Annotated in this window: 14 protein-coding genes, 1 pseudogene and 1 riboswitch; of the genes and pseudogenes, 4 read left to right on the top strand and 11 right to left on the bottom strand. The window is 60.2% G+C overall.

The annotated features are described in order from the left end of the window. Positions 1–57 precede the first annotated feature (57 nt). Positions 58–8,457, top strand: a complete 8,400-nt coding sequence (locus K5Y30_RS18710) for a non-ribosomal peptide synthetase (RefSeq protein WP_222212807.1) — start codon at positions 58–60, stop codon at positions 8,455–8,457. A gap of 147 nt (positions 8,458–8,604) precedes the next feature. Continuing rightward, complete coding sequence (gene entS, locus K5Y30_RS18705; protein ID WP_222212806.1) at positions 8,605–9,867, top strand: enterobactin transporter EntS; 1,263 nt, start codon at positions 8,605–8,607, stop codon at positions 9,865–9,867. Here the strand turns inward: entS and fepB are convergent. The 8 genes from fepB to K5Y30_RS18665 all read right to left on the bottom strand — a co-directional run bounded on the left by fepB (position 9,864) and on the right by K5Y30_RS18665 (position 16,200). Further along, positions 9,864–10,814: a Fe2+-enterobactin ABC transporter substrate-binding protein gene (gene fepB / locus K5Y30_RS18700; RefSeq protein WP_255606720.1), complete on the bottom strand. Its 951-nt coding sequence runs from the start codon at positions 10,812–10,814 to the stop codon at positions 9,864–9,866. The two genes, entS and fepB, sit on opposite strands and share 4 nt — an antisense overlap. 148 nt (positions 10,815–10,962) lie before the next feature. Further along, complete coding sequence (locus K5Y30_RS18695; protein WP_222212803.1) at positions 10,963–11,895, bottom strand: ABC transporter substrate-binding protein; 933 nt, start codon at positions 11,893–11,895, stop codon at positions 10,963–10,965. A gap of 9 nt (positions 11,896–11,904) precedes the next feature. Further along, complete coding sequence (locus tag K5Y30_RS18690) at positions 11,905–12,639, bottom strand: ABC transporter permease (RefSeq protein ID WP_222212801.1); 735 nt, start codon at positions 12,637–12,639, stop codon at positions 11,905–11,907. Continuing rightward, positions 12,623–13,339 carry an ABC transporter ATP-binding protein gene (locus tag K5Y30_RS18685; protein ID WP_222212799.1) on the bottom strand — a complete coding sequence of 239 codons (717 nt, stop codon included), beginning with the start codon at positions 13,337–13,339 and terminating at the stop codon, positions 12,623–12,625. The genes K5Y30_RS18690 and K5Y30_RS18685 overlap by 17 nt, the downstream gene beginning before the upstream one ends. Beyond that, positions 13,336–14,301 carry a HesA/MoeB/ThiF family protein gene (locus K5Y30_RS18680; protein WP_222212797.1) on the bottom strand — a complete coding sequence of 322 codons (966 nt, stop codon included), beginning with the start codon at positions 14,299–14,301 and terminating at the stop codon, positions 13,336–13,338. Before K5Y30_RS18680 ends, K5Y30_RS18685 begins: the two co-directional genes overlap by 4 nt. 11 nt (positions 14,302–14,312) lie before the next feature. Beyond that, on the bottom strand, positions 14,313–15,071 hold the full coding sequence (locus tag K5Y30_RS18675) for a thiazole synthase (RefSeq protein ID WP_210081959.1): 759 nt from the start codon (positions 15,069–15,071) through the stop codon (positions 14,313–14,315). A 3-nt stretch (positions 15,072–15,074) separates the two neighbouring features. After that, the gene (gene thiS, locus K5Y30_RS18670; RefSeq protein ID WP_110866723.1) at positions 15,075–15,272 is read right to left on the bottom strand and encodes a sulfur carrier protein ThiS; all 198 of its coding nucleotides are present in this window, start codon (positions 15,270–15,272) and stop codon (positions 15,075–15,077) included. Beyond that, a complete protein-coding gene (locus tag K5Y30_RS18665) occupies positions 15,256–16,200 on the bottom strand; it encodes an FAD-dependent oxidoreductase (protein ID WP_222212795.1) in 945 nt (314 codons plus the stop codon). Before K5Y30_RS18665 ends, thiS begins: the two co-directional genes overlap by 17 nt. 130 nt (positions 16,201–16,330) lie before the next feature. Further along, positions 16,331–16,450: riboswitch (TPP riboswitch) on the bottom strand. A 187-nt stretch (positions 16,451–16,637) separates the two neighbouring features. Between K5Y30_RS18665 and K5Y30_RS18660 the strand changes: the two genes are divergently transcribed. After that, positions 16,638–17,075: a 6,7-dimethyl-8-ribityllumazine synthase gene (locus K5Y30_RS18660; RefSeq protein WP_222212794.1), complete on the top strand. Its 438-nt coding sequence runs from the start codon at positions 16,638–16,640 to the stop codon at positions 17,073–17,075. Positions 17,076–17,168: 93 nt separating this feature from the next. Here the strand turns inward: K5Y30_RS18660 and K5Y30_RS18655 are convergent. Next, a pseudogene (locus tag K5Y30_RS18655) lies at positions 17,169–18,482 on the bottom strand (MFS transporter). A gap of 187 nt (positions 18,483–18,669) precedes the next feature. Further along, positions 18,670–19,395: a pirin family protein gene (locus K5Y30_RS18650; protein WP_222212793.1), complete on the bottom strand. Its 726-nt coding sequence runs from the start codon at positions 19,393–19,395 to the stop codon at positions 18,670–18,672. A gap of 123 nt (positions 19,396–19,518) precedes the next feature. Between K5Y30_RS18650 and K5Y30_RS18645 the strand changes: the two genes are divergently transcribed. After that, positions 19,519–20,394 carry a LysR family transcriptional regulator gene (locus tag K5Y30_RS18645; protein WP_222212792.1) on the top strand — a complete coding sequence of 292 codons (876 nt, stop codon included), beginning with the start codon at positions 19,519–19,521 and terminating at the stop codon, positions 20,392–20,394. A gap of 104 nt (positions 20,395–20,498) precedes the next feature. Here K5Y30_RS18645 and K5Y30_RS18640 read toward each other — a convergent pair whose 3' ends face one another. After that, a complete protein-coding gene (locus tag K5Y30_RS18640; protein WP_222212791.1) occupies positions 20,499–21,731 on the bottom strand; it encodes an MFS transporter in 1,233 nt (410 codons plus the stop codon). Between the last annotated feature and the right edge of the window lie 170 nt (positions 21,732–21,901).

The following is a 21,901-nucleotide window of genomic DNA, read 5'->3' as shown; positions in this document are numbered from 1 at the left end:
ATGCAGCCAACGCGGCTGCAGCTTGAAGGATGACGGGAATTAGACAGGAATTGTCCTTTGGCATCGCTAAACAATCATTCTCTAGCCTATCCACTCGTCGCGGCGCAGCCCGGCATCTGGATCGCTGACAGCATTGCGCAGCAGCGCAATCAATTTACCGTGGCACACTACAGCGTGCTGCACGGCGACATCAGTCAGGCGGCGCTGGACAGCGCCATTCAGCAGGCGATGGCGGAAGCCGATACCGTGCAGGCGCGCTTTGGCCTTGACGATAATGGTAATCCGGCGCAGTGGTTCGGAGCGCAAGCGCCGGTCGCGCCGGAGTGGCACGATTTCAGCCAGCGCGCCGATGCCAGCAGCCAGGCGCACAAACTGATGCAGGCCGATCTCGCCGCCGAACTGCCCGCCGACGGCGACAAACCGCTCTATCGTCACGCGCTGATGCGCATCGGCGACGGCAGCTGGCTGTGGTATCAGCGCTATCATCATTTGCTGGTAGATGGCTTCAGCTTTGAAGCGCTGACTCAACGCGTCGCAGCGATCTACGCCGCCCTTTGCGCCGGCGAAGCGCCCGCGCCCTCGCCGTTTACCCCGTTCACCACGGTGATTGAAGAGATTCAGCAGTGGCAGGATTCGCCGGCTTTTGCCCGCTCCGCTAGCCACTGGCAAAGTTACGCGACGGATTTGCCGGAAACCCTGACGCTTGCCAGTGAAAACGTCAGCGATCCCGGCGATCGCCCGATCAGCTGTCAGGTAACGCTGCCGCAACTGGCCACGCTGCGACAGCAGCAACCACTCGCCAACAGCAGCGAAGGCGATATTGTCAGCGCGCTGTTGGTGGCCTATCTGGCGCGCTTCAGTAATAGCCAACGTTTGTCGATTGGCTTCCCGTTTATGCGCCGCATGGGTTCGGCAGCAATTTCTACCCTCGGCCCGGTGGTCAACGTGTTGCCGCTGATTTTCAGCGTCAGCGATGAGATGACCTTGCCGATGCTGGTACAGCAGGTGCAAGGCGAAATCCGCAAAGCGCGCCGTCATCAGCGTTATGAAGCGGAACAGCTGCGCCGCGACCTTGGTCTGGTCGGCAGCAGCCAGGCGCTGTATGGTCCGGTGATTAACGTCAAGGTTTACCACGACGATCTGCAGTTCGATGGCCATGCAGCCCCAACGCACACGCTGGCGATGGGCCCGGTCGACGATCTCGAGTTTGAAGTTGGCTTCCGCGCTGGCGCATTGCAGCTGACGCTGGTGGCAAACCCGCGCCGCTACGATGCGCACACGCTACAACGTCACGCCGAGCGCATCAGCCACGTGCTCACGCAATTCGCGGCGGATGGAGACACGCAAATCGGCGCGCTGTCACTGCTGGCGCCGCAGGAACAGAACGATCTGCAACGCTGGTCGACCGGACCGACCATTGTGCCGCCCGCCGCCACCCACACCATCGTCGATATCCTGCTGCAAGCCGCTGAGCAATACGGCGAGCAAACCGCAGTGGTGTGCGGCGCGCGCAGCCTGAGCTATCGCCAGTTAGCCGATCGCGCGATGCAACTGGCGCATCTGCTGATTGCGCGCGGCCTGCAGGCTGACGATGTGGTGGCGATTGGCATTCCGCGTTCGGTGGATTCACTGGTAGCGATGTTCGGCGTGCTGGCGAGCGGCGCGGCTTATATGCCACTCGATCTCGACTATCCGCGCGAACGCCTGGCGCTGATGTGCGATGACGCGCAGCCGAAGCTGCTGCTGACGCACTCCAGCACGCTGGCGCAAATGCCGGAGTTAACGCATCTACTGATTGATCAGATCGCGTTGAACACCCTTTCCACCACACGACCAGATACCAAACTATGCGGCGACGATCTGGCCTACATGATCTACACCTCAGGATCGACCGGCCGCCCGAAAGGCGTGATGAGCACCCATCAAGGGTTGCTCAATCTGTTCCTGTCGCACCGCGAGCATCTGTTTGGCCCGGCGATTGCGCGCTTTAGCGCCAGCAGCCCGCGCCGCATGCGCGCCGGTCACACCGCTTCCTTCTCGTTCGATTCTTCATGGGAACCGCTGTTTTGCATGCTGATGGGCTGCGAGCTGAATATCTTCGACGAAGAGCTGCGCCGCGATGCGTGGGGCCTGATTCAGCAGATGAACGCGGTGCCGGTTGATTTACTGGATATCACGCCGTCATTCTTTTCGCAGATGATCGACAGCGGCCTGCTGGAAGCCGATAACCATCGTCCCTCTTTCGTCATGATTGGTGGTGAAGCGGCCACGCCAACGTTGTGGAAGCTGATGCAGCAACAGCAGCAGATGGAGATCCACAACTATTACGGCCCGTCGGAATACACCATCGATACGCTGGGTGCCAGCGTCATGGCGTCGCCGCAGCCGGTGATTGGTCGTCCGGTGGGGAACAGCGAAGTGTATCTGCTGGATAACAAGCTGCGTCAGGTGCCGATTGGCTGCGCTGGCGAGCTGTATATCGCTGGAAGCGGCATCGCGCGCGGTTATCTGCGTCGTCCCGATCTCACCAGCGGACGCTTTGTCGCTAACCCCTTCCGCGACGGCGATGTGATGTACCGCAGCGGCGACCTGATGCGCTGGCGTCAGGATGGACAGCTGGCGTTTATTGGCCGTACCGATCACCAGATTAAAGTGCGCGGTTTCCGCGTCGAACTCGGTGAAGTGGAAAATGCGCTGGTGGCGCTGCCGGAAGTCAGCACCGCCGTGGTGATCGCCGAAGTGATAGGCGCCACGCATCGCCTGATTGGTTACTGCTCGGTGCAGGATGATGCGCTGCGCGCCGATGCCGATCTCAACGCCCGTTTGCTGGCGCAGCTCGCCACGCAGCTGCCGGATTACATGGTGCCTGCGGTGCTGATGGTGCTGGACGAATTGCCGCTCAACGTTAACGGCAAGATTGATCGTCAGGCGTTGCCGAAGCCGCAACAGGCGCAGCAAAGTCAAAGTCGCGCCGCCAGCACGCCGCAGGAGCAGCTGATTTGCCACGCGATTGCCAGTCTGCTGGGGCTGGAGAGCGTTGGCGCGGAAGATGATTTCTTCGCGCTCGGCGGCGACAGCATCTCAGCGATGGGGCTCAGCACCGCCGCCCGTCGCGCTGGCTATCTGTTGCGTCCACGCGAAATCTTTGCCGAACGTACCGCCGCCCGCATGGCGCGGGGTTTGCAGCCGCTGGCACAACACCACACCGGCGCGCGCGTCGCGCAACAGGGCGCGATTGGCGGCTTGCCGATTCTGCACTGGTTCAACGCCCAGGCGGGCATCAATGCGCGCTTTGCTCACGGCGTGCTGCTGTCGGTGCCGCCGCAGTTGCAGCTCGTTCAGTTGGAACAACTGATCGATCAGCTGGCGCAGGCGCATCCGGCGCTCAACGCCTTTACGCGCGGCGATCAGCTGATTGTCGGCGAAGCGCTGACGACGCGCCCTGCCCGCGTGCGTGCGCTGGAGGTGCAGGACCGCGACCGCGCAGCGGAACGGGCGTTTAGCGAAGATGCTGAGGCGCTCGACCCGGCTAAAGGCGCGCTGCTGCACGCCACGCTGCTGCAGCAAGAAGGCGCCAGCTGTGGGCTGGTGTTAACGCTGCATCACCTGATTGTCGATGGCGTCTCGTGGCGCGTATTGCTGGAAGAACTGCAACAAGCCGGTGACGCGCTGCTCAATAACACGCCGCTGGTGATCCCCGCCGAGGAAACCTCGCTGCACGACTGGTCTGCCGCGCTGCTGGCGAACCTTGCGGTGCGCGCCAGCGAGTTACCGTTCTGGCAACAGATGCTGACGGAACCGCTGCCGCTTGTTGGGCAACGGGCGATTCAGTCCGGCGATCGCCAACAGCATCAACGCACGCTGCTGGATGCCTCAACCACGCACGCGCTGCTCAACACGCTGCCGCAGTACTATCGCGCCACCAGCGAAGAGCTGCTGCTGACCTTGTTGACCCTCGCTCTGCGTCAGCTCAACGGCAGCGCACAGCAGCGCGTCACGCTGGAATCGCATGGCCGTGCCGAACTACATGCGCAGCAGGATCTGGCGCGCACCGTCGGCTGGCTGACGGCAGAATACCCTTTACTGCTGCCGTTGCCAGAAAATCCACATGCGCCGCTCAATGAGTGCGTACGCGCGGTAAAAGCGGTACTGCGTGCGGTGCCGGATCGCGGCATTGGCTACGGGCAGCTGCGCTGGCTCGATGCACATCGCGGCGTAACGCTGGAAAAATTGGCGGCACAACACGCGCCGCAGGTGCTGTTTAACTACCTCGGGCGCTTCACACAACGCAGCGGTGACTGGACGCCACAGCGCACCGCGCAACAGTTCCGTGACACTTTCGCGGTATTGCAGGATGACGCGCTACCGCTGCAGCACGCGTTGGAACTCAACGTCTTCGTTGAGGAGCAGCCACATGCGGCGCAGCTGGCGCTGAACTGGAGCTGGGCGGACGGCGTGCTCAACGCCGAAGCGATTGCCGATTTACATCAGGCAATGGCGGCTACCGCGCAGGCGCTGATCGCGCTGGCCCAACAGCAACCGCAGCACGCTGCCCACACGCTGGTTGCCGCCGAGGTGGCGCTGGAAGGCGTTGATGACGCGCTGCTGCAACAGCTGCATGCGCGTCACGGTGCGTTTAGCCATGCGCTGCCGTTGTTACCGCTGCAAAAAGGTTTGCTGTTCCACGCGCAAGCCACCACGCAGCAAGGCAGCTATAACTCACTAACCCGCCTGACGCTGAGCGGCGACATCAGCGCCGCAGCGGTACAAACCGCGCTCGACGCGGTGTTACAGCGTCATCCGCAGCTGGCGGCGCGCTTCGACGCCGAACTCAGCCTGCAACCGCTGCAGCTGATACCGGAAGGCGAATTGCACTGGCCGCTGACGCTGCTTCAGTTGGGCGAGGAAGAGGACATTCAGGCGTTGGAACATCAGGCGCTGGCGCAGGATCTGTTTAGCCAGCCAATCATGCTGCACGCCACGCTGATCGCCCATCGCGATGGCGCGCGCTGGACGCTACTGCTCAACGCGCATCACTTGGTGGTGGATGGTTGGTCAACGCCGGTGATCCTCAACGATCTGCTCAGCGCGCTGCGTCAGCAAACTTTACCCGCGCACAGCAGCAGCTACGCCGACATCGTGCGTCAGCTCAGCCAGCGCGATAGCCATGAAGCGCGTCAGCAGTGGCAAGCTTGCCTGAAAGACGTGCGTCCGACGCTGCTTTATCCGCAGGCCGCCGATAGCGCGGTCAACGAAAAGCGCATTACGCTGGATGCCACGCTGGAGCGGGAACTCTATGCCCTATGCCGGGCGCGCGGCTTAACCCTGAACACCGTGATGCAGGGATTGTGGGGCTTGCTGCTGTCGGTCGCCAGCGGCCAGCAAGACGTGGTGTTTGGTGCGCCGGTTTCTGGCCGTTTTGGTCAGATTGACGGCATCGATCAGCACGTTGGCCTGTTCAGCAACACGCTGCCGGTGCGCGTGCGCTTCGATCATCAGCGTCCGTTACTGGCGCAGCTCGCCGATCATCAGGCGCAGCAAATCCAGCTGGTTGAGCAGGATTGCCTTGGTCTCGCCGAGATTCAGCAGTTGGTCGGCGCCGGTACGCTGTTCGATACCTTGCTGGTGGTGGAGAACTATCCGGACAACCAAACGCTGCTGGATGCCAACGCCACCGTGCGCTGTGAAGCGATCCATAATCGCGGTTACACGCACTATCCGCTGACGCTGCTGGTGCTGCCGGGCGAACAGCTGACGCTGCTGATGGAGTATCGCGACTGCGTTAGCAAGCCGGAACGTCTTGCCGAACGCCTATTATTGCTGCTGCAACAGCTGGTCAGCACGCCGGATCTGCCGCTGACGCAGTGGAAATTGCAAACGCTGGCCGAGCAATCGCTGCTCGCCTGGGTGAATAACACCGGCGTGCAGCTGGAGAATGAAACCCTGCAGCAGGCGATTGCCCAACAGGCGGCGCGCACGCCGGACGCGCTGGCGCTAATGGATGTCGACCACCGTCTGAGCTACGGCGACATGCAGCGTCAGGCCGCGCTGCTGGCGGATCGCCTGATTGAAGCGGGCGTGATGCCGGGCGATATCGTCGCCGTGGCGCTGCCGCGCTCGGTGCGTCTCAGCATTGCGCTCACTGCCATCCTGCAGGCGGGCGCGGCGTACTTGCCGCTGGATATCGGTTATCCCGATGAGCGTCTGGCTTACATGGTGGAAGATGCGCGGCCGTGGGTGCTGATCACCGAATCCGCGCTGGAAACCCGCTTTGCCACGTTTGGCACGCTGATGATGTTTGATGGTTTAGCCGGTGAACACATTCAGCCGCGCCACCCTTTGCCGCAGGCGGACGCCAGTCGCCCGGCTTACGTGCTTTACACCTCGGGCTCGACCGGTAAACCAAAAGGCGTGGTGGTGAATCAGCGCGCCATCGTCAATCGCCTGCGCTGGATGCAGGCCAGCTACCCGCTGCGCGCCGACGATGTAGTGTTGCAGAAGACGCCGTGCAGCTTTGATGTATCGGTGTGGGAGTTTTTCTGGCCGCTGATGACCGGTGCGCAGCTGATGATGGCGCCGCCGGAAGCGCACCGCGATCCGCAGGCGCTGTGGCAGCTGATCGACGATTATCGCGTGACCACCCTGCACTTCGTGCCCTCGATGTTAGCGGCCTTTGTCGGCCATCTCGCCGCGCAAACCGAGCAAGCTTGCCCAACGCTGCGCCGCGTATTCTGCAGCGGTGAAGCGCTGGCGTGCGACCTGGCGCGCAGCTATCAGGAGATGATCGCCGCGCCGCTGCACAATCTGTATGGCCCAACCGAAGCCGCCGTCGATGTCACCTGGCAACCGGCCAGCGGCAGCGCGCTGGAAGGCCTTAACGGGCCGGGCGTGCCGATTGGTCGTCCGGTGTGGAACACGCAGCTGCATATTCTCGATAGCCTGCTGCGACCGGTACCGGTTGGCGTGCCGGGCGATCTCTATCTCAGCGGCGTGCAGTTGGCCGATGGCTATTTGCATCGCGCCGACCTTACGTCACAGCGCTTTGTCGCCGCGCCGTTTGCCGAAGGCGAGCGCATGTATCGCACCGGCGATATCGCCAGCTGGCGCGCCGACGGCGCGGTGGAGTATCTCGGCCGCAGCGACGATCAGCTAAAAATGCGTGGACAGCGTATCGAGCCGGGCGAAATTGAACAGGCGCTAGTGGCGCTGCCGGGCGTGGCGCAGGCGGTGGTGGCGGCGCGCACGCTGACGCAGCACTCCACGCCGGGCGTCGATAACCGTCAGCTGCTCGGCTGGCTGGTGGCCGAAGCGGGCGTCGCGCTGGATATCGAAACCGTGAAGCAGCAGCTGGGCGAACGTCTGCCGGCGCATATGCAGCCGGTTAGCTATCTGCTGCTCGACGATCTGCCGCTCAGCGCCAACGGCAAGCTGGATCGTAAAGCGCTGCCGATGCCGCAACTCAGCGCGCGCAGCGGCCGCCTGCCGCACAGCGCCAACGAGCGTTTGCTGGCGGATCTGTTCCAGCAGCTGCTTGGTTGCGACAGCGTGTTTGCCGATGACGACTTCTTCGCGCTCGGTGGTCATTCGCTGCTGGCGATGCGTCTGGCGGCGGAACTGCGCCGTCGTGATGTGCCGCCGCTCAGCGTCGGGCAGATCATCGCCGCGCGCAGCGTGGAGAAGCTGGCGGCGCTGCTTGACGGCGGTGCCAACATTGAAAGCGGTGGCAACGGCGAACTGCTGCCGCTGCGCGCCGGTCACGGCCCGACGCTGTTCTGCATCCATCCGGCATCCGGCTTCGCCTGGCAGTACAGCGCCCTGCTGCACTATCTCGACGGCGACTTCCCGATTGTCGGCCTGCAATCACCGCGGCCAAACGGCGTGATTGCTGCCTGTCACAGCGTGGAGGCGATGTGCGAACGTCATCTGCAGGCGATTCGCCAGCAGCAGCCGAGCGGTCCGTATTTCCTGCTCGGTTATTCACTCGGCGGCACGCTGGCGCAAGGCATTGCGGCCCGTTTGCAGGCGCAGGGTGAAACGGTGGCATTCCTCGGCCTGCTGGATACTTATCCGGCTGAAGGTCAGGACTGGCGCACGCCGGATGCCGATGAAGCGGAACAGGAAGTGGCGCGTGAGCAGGCCGAATTTATGGCCGCCACCGAGGATGAACGCGATCCGCTGCTGCGTGAGGAGAAGGCGGCGATGTTTAGCACCATCGTCGCCAACTACAAAGACGCCGTGGCGCGCCTCGCCGAAGCGCGCACCCCGCGTTATGCCGGCAACGCCACGCTATTTATGGCCGAGAAAACGCTGCCGCCGGAGATGGATGTGCGCGCCAGTTGGGCACCGTTCGTTGATGAATTGACGATCTTCCCGCTGGATTGCGAACACGCCGATATTCTTTCAGCAGATTCGTTGCAGGTGCTGGGACCGTTGATTAATCGTTTGTTGGCGGGTTGAGGAGTTTAGTGCGGGCATCGAAACGGTGCGCATGAATGCGCACCCTACGAAAACCCACACCGTAGGGTCGCCATTAATGGCGACCGGAAATATACACGCTGTAGGGTCGCCATTAATGGCGACCTCGTTCACATACACTGGAGAATCATGTCTAAGCCCTCGATATTCTTAGATTTCAGTTTGCTCAAAAACAACGCATCGTTCCGCGCGATATTCTGCGCGCGCATGCTCTCGGTATTCGCCCTTGGCATGCTGGCGGTTGGCGTGCCAGTGCAGATTCAGGCAATGACCGGCTCCACGCTGCAGGTCGGCGTGGCGGTAATGCTCGACGGCATCGGCATGTTTATCGGCCTGCTGCTCGGCGGCGTGCTGGCCGATCGCTACGATCGCCGCAAATTAATCCTGTTCGCGCGCGGCACCTGCGGCATCGGCTTTGTGCTGCTCAGCCTCAACGCCTTCAGCCCAGCACCTTCGTTGCTGGCGCTCTACTTCCTCGCCTTCTGGGATGGCTTCTTTGGCGCGCTTGGCATGACCGCGCTAATGGCAGTGATCCCGCTGATCGTCGGACGTGAACATCTGGCGGAAGCCGGTGCGCTCAGCATGCTAACGGTGCGCCTCGGCGCGATTTTGTCGCCCGCGCTCGGCGGCATGATCATCGTCGCGGCGGGTGTCGGTTGGGCCTTTGCGGTCGCCGCGATTGGTACGTTAGCAACGCTGATTCCGCTGGTGCGTTTACCGTCGATGAAGCCCGAACAACAGGAGCCGGAGCATCCGCTGCGCGCGCTGGCGAGCGGCATGAAGTTTGTCTGCCAGCACAAAGTGGTCGGCGCGGTGGTGCTGGTTGGCTTGCTGCTCAGCATGGTTGGCGCGGTGCGTATTCTGTTCCCGGCGCTGGCACTAACCTTCCATGCCGATGCGTCCGCATTAGGATTGATGTACTCAGCGGTGCCGCTGGGCGCGATGATCGGTGCCTTCACCAGCGGCTGGGTGCGGCAGTTAACGCGTCCGGGATGGGTGTTGATGGGTTGTGCGCTGCTGGCTTTTGCCTGCATCGCCTCGCTCGGTCTTTACAGCCATCTGCTGCCCGCGCTGCTGGCGCTGGTGTGTTACGGCTACAGCAATGCCATCGCCTCGCTATTGCAGTTTATGCTGACGCAGCACCACACGCCGGATGCGCTGCTGGGACGCGTCAACAGCCTCGGCACCGCGCAGGATGTGACCGGCGACTCGGTTGGGGCATTGGGTTTAGGTGCGCTGGCACGCGTGCTGGCACCGCTGAGCAGCGTGCTATGGTTTGGTGGACTGGCGGCGGGATTGCTGGTGCTGTTGTCGCTGGCGGCGCGCGGCCTGCGCACGGCGCGTCTCAGTGCACAACCGGACGCGCCGCAGCCCACCACCGCAGAGGCTTAACGGGTAAACTGCCGCTCGATGCTGCTGAGCATATTGCTGGCGCTGTAGTAATCAAGGCGGAAAGTATCGTTACCCAGGGCAAAGATGGCGTGCTGCTTTACCGCCGGCAGATGGGCGAGGAACGGATTCTTCGCCACCTGCGGCACGGTTTTCTCATCGGCAGCGAACAGCAACAGCGTGTTGCCGGTGATGCCATCGGCCATGTTTTCACCGTTCAGCTGAATAATGTCATTGCGCTTACCCATGCTGGTGCTGCCCTGAAAACTGGCGGGCGGCGCGGCCAGGGTAAAGCCCAAATCCTGCAACAGCGCGCCCTGCGCCGATGCTGGCGTCCACAAGTTCATTCCGCGTCCATCTTCGTAATAGACCAGCGCAGAGGTTGGCTGCGGCGGCAGCGTAATCTTGTGACGCACCGTTTCTACTCGTTTGTCGAACGCTGCGATCACCTCTTTGGCATCGGCTTCATGGCCGGTAATCTCGCCCAACTGCAAGGTCAATGCCTGCCAGCTTTTATCGCCGTAGTCGATCACTAACACCGGTGCGATGGTTTGCAGCTGATCGTAGAGACGCAGCGCCGAATCGCCGCCGGTGGCGGCTATCACAATCAAATCCGGCGCTTCGGCGGCAATGGCTTCAGCGTTTGGCTGTGAGATGTAGAGCGGTTTAACCTGCCGCGCTTTTGCCACCGCGCTCCATTGCGTGAAAAAGCCCTGCGCATCCGACACGCTGCTGCTGCGACTGGTGGCGCCGGAGCCGACCAGCGGCGCGTTAATCGCCAGCAAGGTGCCACTTAGCGTGACGCTGGTCGAAACAATGCGCTGCGGCGGCTGTTGCAGAGTGAACGGGCCTTTCGGTGTGGTGATAGTGCGCGGCCAGGCGGCGTCGGCTTGTACATGGGTGCAGATGAAAAACAGGCTAAGCAGCAGAGAAAGAGCAGGGAAACGCATCAGGTTGTCCATCACTTGATAGTTGAGAATAAATATCATTATCAAAAATAAGTGCGGGTGCAAGGGAAATTCATTATGTGAGAGCGGTCGCCATGAATGGCGACCCTACAAATTCGTAAGGTGCGCATTCATGCGCACCTGGTTGAGATTACTGCAGTGAATATCGCGCCATCGGGGCTACAGCCTTAATCACGCCATTACCTTTCATATACTCACCAAACGCCTGATAGCGCGCCTGATCAAACGCCGCGCTATGCTCCGCGAAATACGGCAGCGTTGCCTGCCACGCTTCGTGATTGAGCGGCGTATTCAGCTCGGGATATTGTTTAATAAACGCAAGCCAGGCTTCCTGCGGATGCGCGCGCAGCCACGCCACACCGGCATCCAGGCCACGTAAAAACGCCGGAATGCGTTTGTCCTGCGCGGCAGTTTTCTGGTTTGCCAGAATGATCAACTCATCATAAGCAGGCACGCCGTAATCTTCCGGCTTGAACACCGTTGGCTTTGCGCCTTTGTCTTTCAGATCCACCAGCTCATAGTTGCGAAAGATGGTCATCGCGCCATCAATCTTGTGCGTTAGCAACGCGGAGGTGCCATCCATATTCAGGTTGATAAGCTTCACCGAGTCGGCATCAACGCCCTGCGCTTTTAGCATATTGCGGATCGCCACGTCTTCGGTGCCCGGCACCGCGTAGCCGATGGTTTTGCCAGTGAAATCCTTCAGCGAGTGAATATCGTCTGACACCGTGGTCAGCGTATTCAGCGGCTGATTAATCAACGTGCCGACGCGGATCACCGGCACCTCTTTATCCACCAGCGTGTAGAGCTGCGGCTGGTAGCTGACGGCGAGATCGACTTTGCCCGCCGCCAGCAGCAGCGGCACGGACGCCGAATCGGCGGGCGCGATCATCTCGACATCCAGCCCCTCTTTCTTAAACGCGCCGCTGTGCTGGGCAGCAAAAATCGCCGCGTGATTGGGGTTGATAAACCAGTCAAGCAGCAGGCGAACTTTCTCCGCCGCCTGCACGTTAGCGGTCGCCAGCAGCAGCAACGCGGTCAATGCCATTCGTAGGGTTTTCACGGTATTTCCTTATGTAGATTGCCAGAGGATTTTCTTGCGCATCAGCGCCACGCTGCCCGAAAGCAGCAGCGCCAGAATCAGTAACAGCAGCAGCGCCGCGAAGCTGGTGGCGGTTTCGAGTCGCGCGTTGGATTGCATCATCAGATAGCCGAGCCCTTCGCTGGCGCCGACCCATTCACCAATCACCACGCCAATCGGGGCCAACACCACCGCCATCTGCAGGCCGGAGAAAAACTGCGGTAACGCGGCAGGCCAGCGCACGCGCCAGAAGATGCGGAAACGCGACGACGTGGAGGTTTGCGCCAGCTCCAGCCAACCGACCGGCGTACGGCACAGCCCATCAAACAGTGACAAGCACAGCGGGAAGAACAGGATCAAAGCCGCCACCACCACTTTCGAGGCGATGCCAAAGCCGAGCCACAGCACCAGCAGCGGCGCGAGAGCAAACACCGGAATTGCCTGGCTGGCGGTGACCAGCGGAAACAGCACGCGACGCAGCAGCGGACTGGCGGCCATCAGCACCGCCAGCGTCACGCCCGCGCCGACGCCCAGCAGCAGCGCCAGCACAATTTCCGCCAGCGTATAAAGCGCGTGATGCCACAGCAGTTGACGATGCAGCCACAGCGCCTCAAGCACCGCTGACGGCGCGGGTAGCAGGAAAGTCGGCACGCCGCTGTGACGTGCCAGTAACCAGCCGCACAGCAGCACCACGATCAGGTAGATCGCGCTAAACACTGTTTTCATGGGTATTCAGTCGGGAGAAAAGTTGCGCCTGCGCCTGTAGGACGTCGGGATGATCAAACGGACGCGGCGCGTCACCGCCAGCAACCGGCCAGCTTTCGATAGCCAGCGGCTGGCCTTGCAGCAGCAGAATGTCATCGGCCATGCGGCACGCTTCCAGCGGATCGTGCGTCACCAGCAGCACAGTTTTGCCCCGCAGTAATCCGGCGGTCAGCGTTTGCAAACTGAGTTTGGTCATCACATCCAGCGTGGCGAAGGGTTCATCCATCAGCACCACGTCGCGCTGCGCATAAAGCGTGCGTGCCAGCGCCACGCGTTGCCGCATGCCGCCGGAGAGTTGATGCGGGGGTGCATGCGCCACGTCGCTGAGTTTTACCTGCTCGAGCAGCGCCAGCGCACGCGGGCGATCCGGCTTGTCGCCGCTGAGCCGCGCCGACAGCATCACGTTGTCGAGCACCGTCAGCCACGGATACAGCAGATCCTGCTGGCCCATCCACGCCACGTTGCCGCTCAAGCCCCGCACCGCGCCCTGCTGCGGTTGGAGTAAACCGGCCACCAAACGCAGCAGCGTACTTTTGCCGATGCCGCTGCGTCCCAGCATTACCGTGGTTTTGCCACCGCGCAGGTGCAGATTCAGCCGCTGACACAGCGGTTTATCGTCCCAGCTAAAGCTCACATCGTTGAACAGAATGTCCTGATTCATGGGCGATTGGCCGCCAGAATCGCCAGCTGGTGAAATCCGCGCTGCGCCAGCGCGTTAGCGGCCTGCGCGGCGCGGATGCCGCTGGCGCACACCAGCACGATGCGCTGCTGGGCGGGCGGCTGCCACGCGGCGATCGCCTGCGGCAAGATGCGCTCAACGCCATCCGCCACGCTGACCGGCGCTTCTTCATAGCTGCGCAGTTCGACAATGCAGTCATCGGCGGCCAACTGTTGCGGATCGATAAACGGCACCGCATGTTCCGGCTCGTCAGCATCATCAAAGCGGAACTGGCGGAAGTGCCAGTTCACAAAATCGCAATTCACCAGACAACCCAGCGGTGAAGGCTGTAATTCCAGCAGTACGCTGAGCGCCATCTGCGCCTGCATCGCGCCGAGCGCTGCCACCGCCGGGCCCATCACGCCTGCGGTGTTGCAATTCGCGGCCGAGGACGGCAAGCGTGGGAACAGCGCGCGATAGCTCGGCGCGCCGCCACAGAATCCGCCGACGTAACCTTGCCGCCCCAGCACCGAGGCGCTGATCAGCGGCATGCCCGCCTGCATGCAAGCATCGGAAAGTTGGTAGGTGACGGCAAAGTTATCGGCGGCATCGATCACCAGATCGCATCCCGCCAGCGCCTGCTGCAGATTACTGGCGCTCAGCGACTGTTGCAGCGCCTCGATCTGCACCTGCGGATTGCGCTGCTGCAACGCGTGCTGCGCGCGCAGCACTTTGGGCTGGTCGATATCCTGCTGCGTAAACAGCGTTTGCCGATGCAGGTTATGCAGCGCCACCACATCGTCGTCATACAGCCGAATATAGCCGACCCCCGCGCCCACCAGCTGCGGCAGGAGCGTGGCGCCTAATCCGCCCGCGCCCGCCACCAGCACACGCGCGTTAAGTAACTTTTGCTGCCCAGCTTCGCCGATTTCCGCCAGCATCATCTGGCGTTGATAACGTTGCATAGTTGCCGTCCTTAACTCAGATTTGCAAGACCGAAGATCGGCGTGGACGCGGCTGCCATATCGCGCTTCTCCATCAGTCCGGCAGCGCGCGCGGCTTGTCCGGCTTCAATCGCCAGCCGGAAGGCGTTGGCCATGCCGATTGGATCGCCGGCTTTGGCGACGGCGGTGTTGAGCAAAATGCCATCGAAGCCCATTTCCATCGCCTGCGCCGCCTGCGACGGCGCGCCAATGCCCGCATCAATGATTAGCGGGATGTCGCTGAACCACGCGCGCATGGCGCGCAGGCCGTCGATGTTGCGCAAACCCTGGCCGGAACCAATCGGCGCGCCCCACGGCATCAACAGTTCGCAACCCGCTGCCAGCAGCTTTTCGCCGACGATCAGATCTTCGGTGGTGTACGGAAACACCTGAAAACCCTCTGCGCTGAGGATGCGCGCGGCTTCCACCAGCGCGAAAGGATCGGGCTGCAGCGTGTCGGCATGGCCGATTACTTCCAGTTTGATCCACGCGGTGTTGAACAGTTCTCGCGCCATGTGTGCGGTGGTGACGGCCTCTTTTACCGTGTGACAACCGGCGGTATTCGGTAACACGCGGATGTTGAGCCCGGTCAGCAGTTCGCGGAATGCCGCGCCCGCCGCGCCTTCGCGCCGCAAACTGACGGTGATGATGTCGGTGCCGGAGGCGGCAATCGCCTGCTGCAAAATGGCGGGCGAAGGATAACCGGCGGTGCCGAGCAGGAAGCGTGATTGCGGTTCAAAATCGTAAAACATCGCTTAACCTCCCTGCATCGGTGACAGCACTTCGAGCTGGCAACCTTCATCCAGCCGCTGCGTGTCGTACTGGCTTTTCGGCACAAACGCACCGTTGTAGGCGGTGGCGACGCAGGCCACATCAATTTGCTGCTCGATCAGCAATTCGCTCAGGCTTGTTGCCTGGGTGCTGATGGCGCGGCCGTTAAGCTGAATATTCATTATTGAGTTCCCCAGAAATGCGTTGCATCAGCTGCTCTGCCAGCATTGGCGCCAGCAGAAAACCGTGGCGATACATGCCGTTGAGATAAAAAGTGTGATTGTGATAGTGGATTTCCGGCAGATTCGCCGGATAGGCCGGACGCAGACCGCTGCCGCCCTCAATCACGCGCGCTTCGGCTAAGGCGGGATGGATGGCATAGGCGGCGCTAAGTAACTCCATCATGGCGCGCGCGCTGATGGCGCTGGCATCGTCGCTCTCAATCATGGTGGCGCCGAGCATAAAGTGGCCGCCGCGACGCGGCACCAGATAGCAGGGAAAACGCGGATGCAGCAGACGAATCGGGCGGGAAAACTGCACTTCATCGCTGTGCAGAATCAGCATCTCGCCGCGCACCGCACGCAGGCGCGGCAGTTGCGGCGCGGCGTGGATGCCGCGACAATCGATAATCTGACCGCTCGGCGCGTGATTGCTGAATGACACGCCGCGCGCGATCAGCGCGTCACGCATCTCCTGCAACGCCAGACGCGGATCGAGATGCGCTTCCCCGGCGAAAAACAGACCGCGCGCAAAGCGCCCTTCCAGCGCCGGTTCAATGTCGGCGGGGTCGACCCATTGATGCTGCTCGGTCATGCGAGCAAAACGGTTGAGTTCCTGGCTATCGCGCGGCGGCGCAACCACCAATGTGCCCTGATGCTCGACGCTGCTGACGCGCTGTTGCCACCACGCGGCGGCGTGTTGCCCAAGAGTGATAACATCGCGCGGCGCGCTTTCGGCTTCACACCAGGGCGCCAGCATGCCGCCAGCAAACCACGATGCCGGGCGGCGCGCGTCATCGCCCATCACCTCAACGTCTTCACCGCGTTCCGCCAGCAAAGTGGCTACGCATAGGCCCGCCACGCCGCAGCCAAGCACGCTCCAGCGGCTCACAGCGCCGGATCCAGGATGTTCAAACAGGGGGAATTCACATCGGCCTCTCAGTGTTAGCTGAGACCCGCAGATACAGGAGAAGGGAAATGGCGCATCCATCGAGCTTGCCTGAGCGCCAGACAGCCCAATACAACAAGACTGTCAGTCTTCCTACGCCAGTATCAACTGGGTCAGGTTCAAAGGGTCGCTAAGCCGCGCAATGCGCTATTAGCCTCTCAGTCTCTTTGGCGAGACTCCCCCGACGCGTCTATTTGTATTGCAGGCGATGGTCGCCGTCAAGCGCGAAATAACCAGACGATTTACAGGGAAATAAGCAGCAAGGCATTTATCGCTACTTGGGCTTTGTGGATCACAAACGTAACATATGGTATACAAACACATTATTGCTGAGAGTGGATTTCTCTCTAATTTTATAAACAGGTGATGTCGGAATAACCATGAACAATATTAAAATTGCATTTATTAAAGCCGGCTGGCACAAAGAAATTGTCCATAATGCCTTGGTGGGTTTTGAAAAAGAATTAGCCGATCAATCCGTTGAAGCGGAATTAAAAGTGATGGAAGTGCCTGGCGCATTTGAAATGCCGCTGCTGGCTAAGCGTCTGGCTGAAACCGGCAAGTACGATGCGATTGTCTGCGCTGCGCTGGTGGTTGACGGCGGTATCTATCGCCATGATTTCGTTGCCGCTGCGGTGGTTGATGGCTTGATGAATGTGCAGCTGACCACCAACGTACCGGTGTTCTCCGTTTCATTAACGCCACATAATTTCCAGCCGGTTGATGTGATTGAAAACTTCTATACCGAGCATTTTATTAAGAAAGGCAAAGAAGCGGCGCGCGCGGTGCTGGCTATTCACAATCTTTCGATTGATTGATGCATTAAAAAGGGAGCACCTCAGCAGGCGCTCCCTTTTATTTATTCTTCCTTTCAACAGTTAATATTCAGAATAGTGCCATCCTCGCCTCATTCAATGTTTTACACTCATCAAATGATTACTCTTCATATGTCGGCGCGTTTCAGATGGATTGATATCGCACTCCTTAGGCAGCATTAGCGTAAAGATTCCGGCAATCACCAGCGAACCCGCCAGCCAGCAGATCGCCACGTTTTGGCTATACAGCAGCGTCATGATCCCGACTAAGTACGGTCCGCAGAATCCGCCCAGATTACCCAAGCCATTGATTACGCCACGCGCGCTGCCCGCCACTTCCGGCGCAGCGATACGTCCGGGAATCGACCAGAACGGGCTGGTTGCCGCTTTGAGGAAGAAGCCGCACACCACCAGCGCGATATAAGCGGCGACGACGTTGTCATGCAACACCACCGACGCCAGCAACGCGGCGGCAAAGCAGAACAGCGACACCATCACCCACAAACGGCGCTTGCCGGTGCGATCGCTTAACCATGAAATGGCGTAGATGCCGAGCACCGTCGCGACAAAAGGAATCGCCGCCAGCAGGCCAACGCCCGCCATATTGGTGCCGGTGAGATTTTTCAGGATACTCGGCAGCCACAGCGTGTAACCGTAATCGCCAGTTTGATAGAAAAAGTTGAGCGCCACCAATTTCATCAGCCCGGAGCTGCGAAACACCGCTTTCAACGGCGCTTTGCTGACCGGCTCCTTTTGCAGATGCTGGGCTTTTTCGCGCGCCAGTTCGCGCAGCAGATACTCCTTTTCACGCGCCGGTAACCAGCGCGCCTCTTCAGGACGATCGGCGATCACCAGCTACCACATCAGCAGCACCACCGCAGACAGCAGGCCTTCGATAATGAACAGCCAGCGCCAGTCCAGCACATTAATGATGTAACCCGATATCGGCGCGGTAAACATGCCGCCTAACGGCGCGAACATCATGACAAAGGCGTTAGCGCGACCCAGCTCTTTCTCCGGGAACCAGTTGCTGACCATGGTTAACACCACCGGCAACATGCCGCCTTCGGAAATCCCCAGCACGAAACGCAGCGCCAACAGCTGATAGTGATTGGTGACAAAACCGGTGGCGATGGAGACCACCATCCACGCGGCCAGCGACCAGGCAATAAAGCGTTTGCCGCTGCCATTCACCGCAATACGTCCGCCCGGCACCTGTAAAAACAGATAGCCGATAAAGAAGATGCCGCTCACCATGCCGGCCATTTGGCTGGTGATCGCTAAATCCTGATCCATGCCGCCAGGCAGCGCAAAGCTGATATTGACGCGATCCATGAATGAGACAATGCAGGTGATAAGAATTGGGGCGATGACGCGATACCAGCGCGTTCCGGGGATTTTTTCTTGCATGCTGCCCTCTCCATGTTAAGCCGTGATGCTTAGGTTCATTGGCTAACCATTAAAGAGAGTATGGAAATAATTATTGCGATCTTAATCACTGCAATTAATGTTAAGAAAAAGTGTTACATACGCTGTGATCGCGCATAAAAAAAAGCAGCGCGATGGCTCGCACTGCTCTTTGCGGTATTTTTAATCATTAACGCTGTGGATGATTCACTTCCAGCGGACGCAGATCAAACACTAGCACTTCCGCATCATCACCGTTAGCGAACTGCAGCGCGCTTTCGTTGCGAACGCGTGCGCCGTCGCCTTCTTTGAACTTCACGCCGTTCACTTCGATGCTGCCGCGTGCCACGTGAATGTAGGCGTAACGATCGGCATCCAGCGCGAGGGTTTGCTGCTCGACGCCGTCGAACAGTCCGGCATAAATGCGGATGTCCTGACGCACGCTGAGTGAACCGTTGTCCCCTTCCGGCGAGATAATCAGGCGCAGCTGACCACGTTTGTCACTTTCCTCCACCGAAATCTGCTGATAACCCGGAGGCGAATTACGTTCGCCAGGCACAATCCAGATCTGCAGGAAGTGCACGTTATCCGTTTTTGAGTGGTTAAACTCGCTGTGCGTGACTCCGCTGCCGGCGCTCATCAGCTGCACATCACCCGGCACAATCACCGAACCGGTGCCCATGGAATCTTTATGCTCCAGCGCGCCTTCCAGCACGTAGGAGATGATCTCCATGTTGTTGTGCGGGTGCGCACCAAAGCCGCGACCCGGTGCAACGCGGTCATCATTGATCACCAGCAAGTCTGAGAAGCCGGTTTGTTTTGGATCCCAGTAACTGGCGAAAGAGAACGTATGATGCGAATTCAACCAACCATGGTCACCCACTCCGCGTTGTTCTGATAGGCGTTGTTCAATCATGGTCTGCTCCTCAAATTTGCTGTTGGGGGGCGATTGCCCTTCCCGTTGCAAACAAGTATACGTAAACTGATTTGCCTAACAATGCGTCATAATGACAATGACTGTCACCGATAAGTGGACAATATGCAGATTGAAGATCTCCGTATTTATGTAGCCGTGATCAAGGCCGGTAACTTCACCGCCGCCGCCGAACAGCTGATGCTGTCGAAGCAGTATGTCAGTCGCCGCATCGCCGCGCTGGAGGAGTCGCTCGGCGCGCGGCTTTTGAATCGCAACACGCGTAAGCTGTCGGTGACCGATAACGGCCAGCTGTTTGCGCAGCATGCGCAGCGCATTCTTGATGATGTGCAGGAAGCCGAGCTGGCGGTATCGGGGCGTCGTCAGGTGCTGCAGGGCAGCTTCCGCCTGAGCGTGCCGATGTCGTTTGGTATCAGCCATCTGTCACCGTTTATTGCCGAGTTTCTCAGCCAGCATCCGGGGTTGCAGTTTCAGGTTGAACTGGCGGATCGGCATGTCGATATGGTGGGTGAAGGATTTGATATGGCGATTCGCATCGGTACGCTGCCAGATTCGAGTTTGATCGCCAGGCGACTGGGCGAGTTTCGCCGCGTAATCTGCGGCAGCCCGTCATACCTGCAGGGCGCAGGCGCGCCGCGTACGCCGGAGGAGCTGAGCGAGCATTTGTGCCTGCGCTACGGACGCGAAAGCCAGACCGGCTGGGAACTGTTTAACGGCGACCAGCGTAAAGTGATCAGCGTGCATGGGCCAATGGTGAGTAATAACGGGGAAATGCTGCGCGACGCGGCGGTGGCCGGGTTGGGTCTGATTCTGTTGCCGGAGTTCATTGTGGCGCCAGCGCTGGCAAGCGGTGAGTTGGTGACGGTGTTAGAAGAGTGGCAGCCGACCTCGCTCCATCTCAATGCGCTCTATCCGCAGCACCGTCAGCGCAGTGAGATCAATCGGGTGTTTATGACATTTTTGCAGCAGAAGTTGGCGTAAAAATTAATTACCCCTTGCGGCGCGATCTATTGCGCATATTAAGGGCGGCAATGTGCCCAGCCCGGCAATACGTAATATATCGCGCCGCTACGGTAGGTAGGGTGTTAATGACTTTCGTGCGCGAAGGTAATCGATTTGCGACGTGCATCGCGCATCGCCACCGCATGGATCAGCAGACCCAACACCGCCAGAATCGCGCCCACCCAACCGGTGGATTGCCATCCCAGACCAGCAGAAATGGTCACACCGCCCAGCCATGCGCCAAGCGCGTTGGCGAGGTTAAACGCCGAATGGTTCATCGCCGCCGCCATGGTTTGCGCGTCACCGGCGACATCCATCAAACGGATCTGCAGCACCGCCGCCAGCGCCACCATGGTGCCCACCAGCATCACGTTGATGGCACCTACCAGCGCATAGTGCGCGGCAAACACGAAGGCGCTGAGCACCAGGAATGACCAGATCAGCAAAATGCGGATGGTCTTTTCAATGCCGCGATCGGCCAGACGACCGCCGGCGATGTTACCGATGATCATGCCCAAACCAAACAACGCCAGCACCGCCGGGATCCAGCTCACCGGCATCTGCGCCAGTTCGGTCATGGTTGGCTTCACGTAGCTAAACACCGAAAACAAACCGCCGCTGCCCACCGCGCCAATCGCCAGCGTCAGCAGTACCTGTTTGCGCGTCAGCGCCGACAATTCGCGCAGCGGGCTGGCATTTTTGTCGCCCGCCACGTTTGGCACCCACAGCCAAATCAGCAGCAAGGTTATCACCGCCAGACCGCCGACAATGGCGAAGGCATCGCGCCAGCCAAACCATTGGCCGATAGCCGTGACGGCGGGCACGCCGAGTAAGTTGGCGATGGTCAGGCCAAACAGCACCATTGAGACCGCTTGCGCGCGTTTGCGCCGTTCAACCAAACCGGCTGCGACCAACGCCGCCACGCCGAAGAAGGTGCCGTGCGGGAATCCGGCGAGGAAACGCGCCAGCAGCATGGAATAATAACCCGGCGCAATGGCGCTTAGCAGGTTGCCGGCGGCAAACAGGCCCATCAGCGTCATCAGGAAATTACGGCGTGAGGCGCGCGCGCCCAGCACCGCCAGCAGCGGCGCACCAATCACCACGCCTAGCGCGTAGATACTGATGAGATGGCCTGCCGAGGGGATCGATACGTTGAGACCTTTGGCTGCATCGGGCAGCAGTCCCATGATGACGAATTCGCCGGTGCCAATGGCAAAGCCGCCGGTACCGAGCGCGAACAAGGCTTTCAGCACGCTTTGACGCGGCAGCGATGCCTCATCCGGCAGCTGAGTAAGTTGGGGTTGTACTGATGACATGAGTTTTCCGAACCGCAAGTGAAGAACTCAGTCAGGATCGTGGGCGCTTAACGCGACAGCCATCGTCGAGACCGAGAAGAGTGAGCGGCATATGATAGCGCAAATTATTGGGAAGGGTTGGAGTAACGCTGTGGCAGAGGTCGCCATAAATGGCGACCCTACAAAGGATT

The organism is Pantoea sp. DY-5, assembly GCF_019795955.1.
GTDB lineage: Bacteria > Pseudomonadota > Gammaproteobacteria > Enterobacterales > Enterobacteriaceae > Pantoea > Pantoea leporis.
The sequence above is the reverse complement of the archived record's forward strand: the minus strand, read 5'-3'. Positions and strand labels throughout refer to the sequence as shown.

Excerpts from the sequence above, each read along its gene's own strand:
- entS (WP_222212806.1), top strand. The coding sequence starts at position 8,605 with ATGTCTAAGCCCTCGATATTCTTAGATTTCAGTTTGCTCAAAAACAAC.
- fepB (WP_255606720.1), bottom strand. The coding sequence starts at position 10,814 with ATGCGTTTCCCTGCTCTTTCTCTGCTGCTTAGCCTGTTTTTCATCTGC.
- K5Y30_RS18690 (WP_222212801.1), bottom strand. The coding sequence starts at position 12,639 with ATGAAAACAGTGTTTAGCGCGATCTACCTGATCGTGGTGCTGCTGTGC.
- K5Y30_RS18685 (WP_222212799.1), bottom strand. The coding sequence starts at position 13,339 with ATGAATCAGGACATTCTGTTCAACGATGTGAGCTTTAGCTGGGACGAT.
- K5Y30_RS18680 (WP_222212797.1), bottom strand. The coding sequence starts at position 14,301 with ATGCAACGTTATCAACGCCAGATGATGCTGGCGGAAATCGGCGAAGCT.
- K5Y30_RS18675 (WP_210081959.1), bottom strand. The coding sequence starts at position 15,071 with ATGTTTTACGATTTTGAACCGCAATCACGCTTCCTGCTCGGCACCGCC.
- thiS (WP_110866723.1), bottom strand. The coding sequence starts at position 15,272 with ATGAATATTCAGCTTAACGGCCGCGCCATCAGCACCCAGGCAACAAGC.
- K5Y30_RS18660 (WP_222212794.1), top strand. The coding sequence starts at position 16,638 with ATGAACAATATTAAAATTGCATTTATTAAAGCCGGCTGGCACAAAGAA.
- K5Y30_RS18650 (WP_222212793.1), bottom strand. The coding sequence starts at position 19,395 with ATGATTGAACAACGCCTATCAGAACAACGCGGAGTGGGTGACCATGGT.
- K5Y30_RS18645 (WP_222212792.1), top strand. The coding sequence starts at position 19,519 with ATGCAGATTGAAGATCTCCGTATTTATGTAGCCGTGATCAAGGCCGGT.
- K5Y30_RS18640 (WP_222212791.1), bottom strand. The coding sequence starts at position 21,731 with ATGTCATCAGTACAACCCCAACTTACTCAGCTGCCGGATGAGGCATCG.